At 45.6% G+C, this 7912-nt stretch carries 7 protein-coding genes and 2 pseudogenes; 2 read left to right on the top strand and 7 right to left on the bottom strand.

The window, feature by feature from the left end; translation table 11 throughout:
- Together H6G40_RS10645 and H6G40_RS10640 are read right to left on the bottom strand one after the other, a co-directional pair.
- Positions 1-224: pseudogene (locus tag H6G40_RS10645) on the bottom strand (DUF4164 family protein); the annotation flags it as partial.
- An 85-nt stretch (positions 225-309) separates the two neighbouring features.
- Positions 310-588, bottom strand: a complete 279-nt coding sequence (locus H6G40_RS10640; RefSeq protein WP_069475483.1) for a DUF4164 domain-containing protein — start codon at positions 586-588, stop codon at positions 310-312.
- 185 nt (positions 589-773) lie between these two features.
- Here H6G40_RS10640 and H6G40_RS10635 point away from each other — a divergent pair.
- A pseudogene (locus H6G40_RS10635) lies at positions 774-986 on the top strand (serine O-acetyltransferase); the annotation flags it as partial.
- On the opposite strand, the gene ispD reads toward H6G40_RS10635, so the two are convergent.
- From ispD to bchD, 5 genes are all read right to left on the bottom strand, one after another.
- Positions 981-1661 carry a 2-C-methyl-D-erythritol 4-phosphate cytidylyltransferase gene (ispD, locus tag H6G40_RS10630; RefSeq protein ID WP_002792529.1) on the bottom strand — a complete coding sequence of 227 codons (681 nt, stop codon included), beginning with the start codon at positions 1659-1661 and terminating at the stop codon, positions 981-983. The pseudogene H6G40_RS10635 and the gene ispD overlap by 6 nt on opposite strands.
- A 123-nt stretch (positions 1662-1784) precedes the next feature.
- Positions 1785-2183: a DUF1824 family protein gene (locus H6G40_RS10625; RefSeq protein WP_002737278.1), complete on the bottom strand. Its 399-nt coding sequence runs from the start codon at positions 2181-2183 to the stop codon at positions 1785-1787.
- Positions 2184-2627: 444 nt separating this feature from the next.
- Positions 2628-3518 carry a hypothetical protein gene (locus H6G40_RS10620; RefSeq protein ID WP_002776005.1) on the bottom strand — a complete coding sequence of 297 codons (891 nt, stop codon included), beginning with the start codon at positions 3516-3518 and terminating at the stop codon, positions 2628-2630.
- A gap of 10 nt (positions 3519-3528) precedes the next feature.
- Complete coding sequence (locus H6G40_RS10615; RefSeq protein WP_016516745.1) at positions 3529-4032, bottom strand: hypothetical protein; 504 nt, start codon at positions 4030-4032, stop codon at positions 3529-3531.
- A 269-nt stretch (positions 4033-4301) separates the two neighbouring features.
- Positions 4302-6302: a magnesium chelatase ATPase subunit D gene (gene bchD / locus H6G40_RS10610; RefSeq protein WP_002736428.1), complete on the bottom strand. Its 2001-nt coding sequence runs from the start codon at positions 6300-6302 to the stop codon at positions 4302-4304.
- A 603-nt stretch (positions 6303-6905) separates the two neighbouring features.
- On the opposite strand from bchD, the gene H6G40_RS10605 reads away from it, so the two are divergent.
- Positions 6906-7877 (top strand): LysR family transcriptional regulator, encoded by a 972-nt coding sequence (locus H6G40_RS10605; RefSeq protein WP_002737888.1) that lies wholly within the window; start codon positions 6906-6908, stop codon positions 7875-7877.
- The last annotated feature ends 35 nt before the right edge of the window (positions 7878-7912 follow it).

The raw sequence follows: 7912 nt of genomic DNA, 5'->3' as shown, positions 1-7912 counted from the left end.
TGTCCGATTTCTACTTTGGTTAGCCGGTCCTCTACCTTGTCAAATCTCTCATCTACTTTGTCAAATCTCTCATCCATCCGTTTTTCCAGGGAGTCGATTTTCTCATCCATCCGTTTTTCCAGGGAGTCGATTTTCTCATCCATCCGTTTTTCCAGGGAGTCGATTTTACTCTCAATCCTAGTTAGGACAGCTTCTAGGGAATAAGTTACAGTTTCGTTAGACATTTGCTATACTCCTATGGCGTTTTCGGGTTTTTGAGCGGCCATTTATTATGATCATAAGGCCTCTAGCCTTGCCTAGGAGCCAGTTCTAGGGATTGGGGAAAAAACCAAAAAGTTTAGCAGCACCTCCCAAGACGGCCACCACCAAAGCGATGAGAATCCCCCGGTTGGTAAATTCCTGATAACCAACCCGTGTAGTTAATCCCTCGATTTTCTCGTCTAATACTTTAATATCGCCTTTTAACTCGGCTTTGAGTTCGGCCTGTCCGATTTCTAATTTTGTGAGACGTTCATCGATTTTATCGATTTTACTCTCAATCCTTGTCAGGATAGCTTCTAGGGAATAAGTTACAGTTTCGTTAGACATTTGCTAAACTCCTATGGCGTTTTCGGGTTTTTTGAGCAGCTATTTATTATGATCATAAAGCTCGTAGCCTTGCCTAGTAGCCACTTCTAGTTACTTCATTGTCATAAATAAGGGACTTGCGCTTTGATAATGTACCTTTTGGACGAACGCAGTTCGCCCCTACATTGTGGACAAAATCCGTCTTTGGCTATAAAGATAAAAGCGGTCGCCCCAAAATTGGCAATAATGTCAGGATTACCGCCGGCGCTAAAGTCTTGGGAAATATTACCATCGGCGATAATGTCACCGTGGGCGCAAATTCAGTGCTAGTCAAGGATATTCCACCTAATTGCGTGGTGGTGGGTATTCCCGCTCGTATTGTTAAACCGGACGGCGTTAAAGTAGATGAAAAATTATAAACGTTGACTTAAAATATATTCGGCAATTGCCAGATCTCCGGGGGTAGTAATTTTTAAGTTAGTTTCTTCACCGACGACAATTTTGACGGGAAAACCACATTTTTCTAATAAGGCGGCATCGTCGGTGACTTCCCAAGCTAATTTTCGGCCCTGTTCATGACATTCTTTTAATAATTTTACCTGAAAACCCTGGGGCGTTTGGGCCGCCCACAACCGAGATCGATCGGGTGTATCCTTAATCCAACCCTTGCTATCGACAATTTTAATCGTATCTTTCACCGGAACCGCCGCTATGAAACCCTGACAAGTGGCTAAAGCGACAGCACAGCGATCGAATAATTCGGGGGTGGCTAAACATCGCGCCCCATCGTGAATTAAAACCGTCTCAGCCCCCTCTGGCAGGGCTTGTAAGCCATTGTAAACCGATTTTTGTCTGGTTTCGCCTCCTTGTATGATTTGCACGGGTTTAAGGGCATTTATGGCGGTTATAATTTCTCGGATCTCCTCAAAGTCTTCCGGTTGTGCCATGATGCCAATCCAGATAATTGCCCTGGATTGCATGGCAGCCAGCAAAGTCCAAGCGAGGAGCGGTTTTCCGTGCAGGGTGAGCAGTAACTTGTTGCGATCGCTGCCCATCCGTTTACCCATTCCCGCTGCTGGAATTAACAAATACATATTTTTTTCAGGTAAAAAGTTAAGAATTCAATAGATTTGGTCTTTGATCCCCCCTTAATCCCCCCTTGATTAGGGGGGTGCCGATGATTGTTAATAGCTTAAATAAGCCCAAAACTATCCCTCTTAAGAGAATAAATCGAGGGGAAAGTGACCATAAGTACCGACTAATTGATCATTTTCTGATTGACAAGAAACCAGGACACCGCGATAGGTTCCCGTATAAGAATCGAGATAGGAAGCTTGTCTTTGGGTATTATATTTAATATACACCGCTCCCTGTTCTGGCTGGTCTTCTGGGAGACTATTAGGCAGGGGGTATCCTAGGGCTTGTAGATAACCTTTCAGAGCTTTAAATCCCTCTTCATTGTTATCGGCACAGATACCTAAATTAATTGATTCCGAACCTTGGTTAACCAATAAAATTGCCTGTCTTAGAGCTTCTTCTTCTTCAGGAGATTGGGCAATTTTTAGTTTAATACATCCATATTCTTTTAGGAGTTTCAAAGCTTCTTCAATAGACATGAGCGGTTAGATAGGCGGGGCTAAAGATAAAAAATAAGCTGATGCTGCTGTCCTTAACGACAAATTCTCAAGTAAAAAAGCCCTAAATCATTGGGGTTTAGAGATAGGAAAATTTTGCATTGGTCTTAATCGTAAGATCGCCAATTTCGATCATATCAGGTTGGGGACAGGAAAATTTATCGGGGTTGTTTGATTGCTCCATTTTGTGCGGGCATTTCACGCGCTGCTTTTTGATAGCTGAAGTAAGCACGGCTCTCCTAGGTTTGGTGGGTAAAATGTATTCTAAGATACATTTCTCAAGAGCGCGGGGGTGGAACGAACCACAAAGACACAAAGGACACAAAGATCGATCGATCATTATGTAAGTTAAACTGATCACACAGAACCTAGAAGAGCCTAAACTTTTTCTAGAGCTTTTTCTTCGCTTGTTTCAGAGTCTTGCAGTTAAATTTCCGCCACGGCTCTTTCGATTAAACGACGAGCCAGGGTTTGAATGCCGGTATGTTCATAGTAATTAGTCGTCATATCGAGAAATGCCCCAACATACACCAATTTATCGGCAGAAAAGTCGATAAATCCCTGAATTTTGCTCAATAATCCCTGCTGGCTCAAATCGCGATCGCTGACAAAACTACTCATCCAACCTTTAGTCGAGTCGAAACTTTGACCGATAAAGTCTAATTTTCTGGCAGTATTTCCCCCCGGAATCAATTCTTTAATACTGCCGAAAGTAGAGTTAGATTCTAAGTCTTCTGGGTGGAGAATGCTGAGGGTGGATTCCACTTTGCGGATAAAACTGCCCCCCAGAGGAATCAAACCATCCAAACAAACTAACGCCGCCATCCGCATCAGGGATTCGCCGCTATAATCTCCTAGGGAAGTGACGAAATCCCCGATACTATCCCCCGGAATGCCATTAATTTGACAAAAAGCGACTAATTCGGTCACTAATTTCAAGGTTAGATCGATGGTTTGCGCTTTTTCGGGGGCAGGGGTTAATCTTTCGATTAAACCGCCCATGAGGGGAATTTTACCACCGACGGCATTAGCAAGAGAGGCGGTGGCTAGGGCATTATCGGCGCTGTCGATGGTTTGGTAGAGCCAGAGGGCCCGTTGATAGCCCTGGGATTTATCATTAAACAACCAAACGGCTCGATCGCCAATCTGTTGGATCATGCTTTCGTCGGTTTCGCCGGTGACTTTGATAATCGTATTTTTAAACCCGACTAGGTTATCCCACTCTCCCGGCACCACATAATCAAGGGTTTTGAGAACTTTGACGGTGAGATTATTCGTCGGTAATTTGTCCACCAGTTCAAAAATTGGCTTACTCACGGATGTCTCCTTACTTCAATTTTGCTAAACCATCTAAATCGAACTTAGCCAACCAAGCTTGGCGATCGCTGGCATCAAAATCCGTATCCCGCGATAAAACCTTGACTTGATAGCGATTATTGACTAAAACGGAGCTGGCGGTTGCACCCTGTTCGATAGAGGGAAAACCTTTGATTGTGGTTTGACTGTCTTGGAATTTATTGGCTGCGGCGGGATTATTGCTAATGTCAGATATGGCTAACATAGCCAGAACTTTGCCATCTTGCTTCAGTTTTGCCTCAGCAAAGCCTTTTTTCTCCTGGGTATAGACGCGCTCGTATCCTCCCCCAGAAGGCGGGAAAAACCGATTAAAACTGCCGCCAGAGGTGGATTCTTTCACCACTGCCGCCGCCCCGCGAGCGGTACTTTCCTGTTGCGCTCGGTCAAATTGCGAGGGAGCTTTAGCACAGGAAGTTACTAGCAAAAGTGTCGCTAATACCCCTGCTATCAAGATTTTGCCAAATCGAAAGCTCATAGTTCTCTTAATTAAAACTTGCTCATGTTTGTTTGTAGTATATCTCTCGCTTATTGCTTATTATTGTTAAGTTTTTCTAGATTCTCTCACACCAGACCGGGAAAAACAGAAAATCAGCAAAATTCAAGTCATTAACGAAGGCAGGGGGCAGTCCCGATGAAAAAATTTTCACCCCCACAGATGAAAGAGGTTTCTTTCCCTACACCCCACACCCTACACCCCACACCCCACACCCTGCCCCCAGGAAAACCTTTTTCGGCAAACCCCAGCTACAGTCCCGCAATTGCCCCTCGCGCCATAGATGCGATCGCTTGTTCCGTGGCCCGGGGTAGATGATAATATTTACCCCCGGCTTTTAGGGCTAATTCTTTGGCAAAACCAGTGGAGACGAATTTTTTCTCTGTATCGATAACCAGCAGTTTAATGCCTAAAGAGCGAATTTTAGCGGCAATATCGAGCAGTTCTGCCTTAATATCGGGTTTTTCACCCTCCGGAATCGGTTCGCCTAGAGATTTCGCCAAAGGAATATTACTTCTACCGTCGGTAATCGCCACAATCACCACTTGACCGATATCCCCCGATAAACGGGCATTCATCCCCACATGAACCCCTTGGGTTAAACCGTGAGCTAAGGGGGAACCGCCACCACAGGGCAGGGTTTCTAGACGTTTTTTCGCTAGGGTAATCGATTTGGTCGGCGGCAATAGTACATCTGCTCGCTCACCCCGGAAAGGAATCAGGGCAATCTGGTCGCGATTTTCGTAAGCTTCCGTTAACAGACGCATAACCGCACCTTTGGCCGACTGCATCCGATTCAGGGCCATGGAACCGGAGGCATCAACCACAAAGACAATTAAAGAACCGGCCTTGCGGGCCAGCCGTTTTGAGCGCAGATCCCCTTCTTCTATAATCACATGACGTTCGGGATTTCTTAAGCGACGGGCTTTTTGATAGGGTGCGGCCGCCCGGAGAGTGGCATCGACGGCGACTCTTTTCACCTTGCCCCGGGGTAACATCGGCTTAATATAACGTCCCCTATCTTCCGAGAAAATCAGGTTACGCGCCCCCGATTTCCCCTGACGCTGGGCCATCTGGGCAAAATACAGCACACTAGGATCCAGTAAAACCCCTTCCGGGTCGAAAACAAATTCTTCCGGCAGATTATCGGGCTGTTCCGGTTCTTTTTCCTCCTCTTTCTCCTCCTCTTTTTCTTCCTGTTCCTGCTGGTTTTCGTCTTGGGGCGGTTCCGGTGGTGGCGGTGGTGGCGGTGGGGGCTGTTGTTCCTGTTCCGGAGGTGGTGGCGTAATCAGCGATCGAGGTACAATAACTAATTCGACGGCTCTTTTTAAGTCATCGGCACTGACTAAATCCCGACCTTCTAAAGCGGCGGCGGCCTTGGCTACTCTCACGGCAAAAATCTCGGCGCGATGACCTTCTACCCTACCGCGCACCGCTTCTTCGACTAGATAACTAATTTGTTCGGGTTTAATTTTTACCTCTTTTAACCATTCCCTGGCTAGGATAATTTCGGTTTTTAGATCATCGATTTCTTGGGCATATTGGGCGATAAAAGCGGTGGGAGAAACAGCATACTCGATCGCCTGATTGACGGCGGTTACTCGTTGGTCTAAACTAAGGACACCATCGGCGGAAAGCGCAATGGCAATTCTATCTAATAAATGGGTTCGTAAATCCCCTTCTTCTGGGTTATAAGTAGCGATCAGGATTGGTTTACAGGGATGTTGAAAACTGATGCCTTCCCGTTCGATTTGGTTGCGTCCTTCGCTTAAAACTGTGAGTAATTGGTTAGCAATTTGGTCATCGAGTAGATTAATTTCATCGATGTAGAGAATTCCCCGATGGGCGCTGGCTAATAAACCGGGTTGAAAGACTGGTTCCCCCTGTTTCACCGATTCTTCCACATCGACGGAACCCAATAAACGATCCTCGGTGACTCCCAGGGGAATCTGCACGAAAGGGGCCCGGATAACTTCCGTGGGGACCTCTCCACTGCTATATTCTTCTTTAGTGCGATCGTCCCATTCGTCGGCATTGTTGGGATCACAATTAAAGACATTACCTGCGATAATTTCGATCGGTGGCAGTAAGGAATGTATCGCTCGCGCCATGACTGATTTGGCGGTTCCCCGACGACCGGCAATTACCACACCCCCCAGGGCGGGATCCACGGCAGCTAAGAGTAGGGCTAATTTAATCGCTTCTTGGCCGACAACGGCAGTCAGGGGAAAATTGAGGGTCAGAGTGGGCATAGATCTAGATTCAGGCGGCCAAATTCTAGTGTAAAACAGAAGCTCCCTGGTCTGGCGCTTTTCCCCTTTTGATTCCCGAACTCAGATTTTAAGTAGGTAGGCGTTAAAAATTATCAGACACCCCCCTTATCAAGGTAGGGCTGTTTCATTCTCCCATCAGAATATCAAAAGTAAAAGCGATCGCTGTCTTTGTAAAATGAGTATGTACTCTCAGACAATTTCAAGAGAGATAGGCTTTTAGTGGCTTGAGAAGAAGCTTTATCAATTTATTCATAATAAATATTGGCAGAGGATTAAAGATTAGTTATTGTAACTAACTCTTTTGATTAGAAAAAGATAAACTTGAGAATCTTCAGTCAAATTTATTGACTCAAAATCAGCTGTACTTAATTTAAATAAATCAACCCTAGGGAGCAGAGAGCTTTTTTCAATGCTCAGTCAACAGTAAAAAGTAATCAGTGAACTGAAAACTCAAATCTGACACCTGCTAACGGCTAACTGCTAACTGATAACTGAGAAAACGGTAGCAATTTCTACCAAAAGTCCCAGTAAAATTCGTTATTGTCATAAGGTCATGACAAAATGTAATTAAAACCAGAAAGAATGCGGATCGAGCAATTGCAAGCCTTTTTAGCCGTAGCCGATACAGGCAATTTCGGTCAAGCTGCCCGCCAGTGTGGAGTCACCCAATCGACTATCAGCCGCCAGATTCAATCCCTAGAAACCGATTTGGGCTTACCTCTTTTCCATCGTACCGCCCAAGCGAAATTAACCATTGCTGGCGAGAAATTACTGCCCCGGGCGAAACGAATTTGTCAAGAATGGACGAATGTTCACGAGGAAATCACTGACCTACAGGCGGGAAAACAGCCAGAATTGTGCGTGGCGGCGATTCATTCCGTGTGCGCCCACTATTTACCGCCGATTTTGCCGAAATTTTGTGCTGAATACCCAGAAGTGCAGTTAAGAGTTACAGCTCTGGGCAGCGATCGCGCATTAAAAGTGCTGCGGGATGGTTTAGTAGATCTGGCCTTGGTAATGAATAATCGTTTTCTCACCTCTAGCCCAGAGATGGTGGTAGAAATATTATACGAAGAAGCGATCGAAATTCTCATGGCCGCTAATCATCCCCTTGCCCAATACAAAGAAGTGCCATGGTCGGAATTAATCCCCTATCCGCAAGTGGTTTTCAAAGATGGCTACGGAATGCAAAGATTAGTACAAGAATGGTTTTCCCGTCAGGATGCCCACCTAAAAACTGTCATGGAATTAAACACCCTTGATGCTTTTCGCGGTGTGGTGCGTCAGGGTAATATTATCGCTCTTCTGCCTCAATCTGCCCTGATGGAAGCGCGTAGCGATGCCACCCTCGCCATTCGTCCTCTTGCTTCCCCTAGTGGCGAAAATCCCCATCTTAACCATGGTAAATTTAGTCATCGTCTCACCCGTCAGGTAGTCCTTGTCACCACCAGCGATCGCCTACAGATACCACCGATCGCTCATTTTTGTCAATTAGTGCGGCAAATGAATCAAAGTGTGGTTAAAAGCTTAGAAAATCACCCTGTCCAGCCTTAGCAATTCCCATCAATCCCATTTATCCTTTATTTTCT

The organism is Microcystis viridis FACHB-1342 (assembly GCF_014698335.1).
GTDB classification, from domain to species: domain Bacteria; phylum Cyanobacteriota; class Cyanobacteriia; order Cyanobacteriales; family Microcystaceae; genus Microcystis; species Microcystis ichthyoblabe_A.
This window is presented reverse-complemented; position numbering and strand designations above follow the sequence as displayed.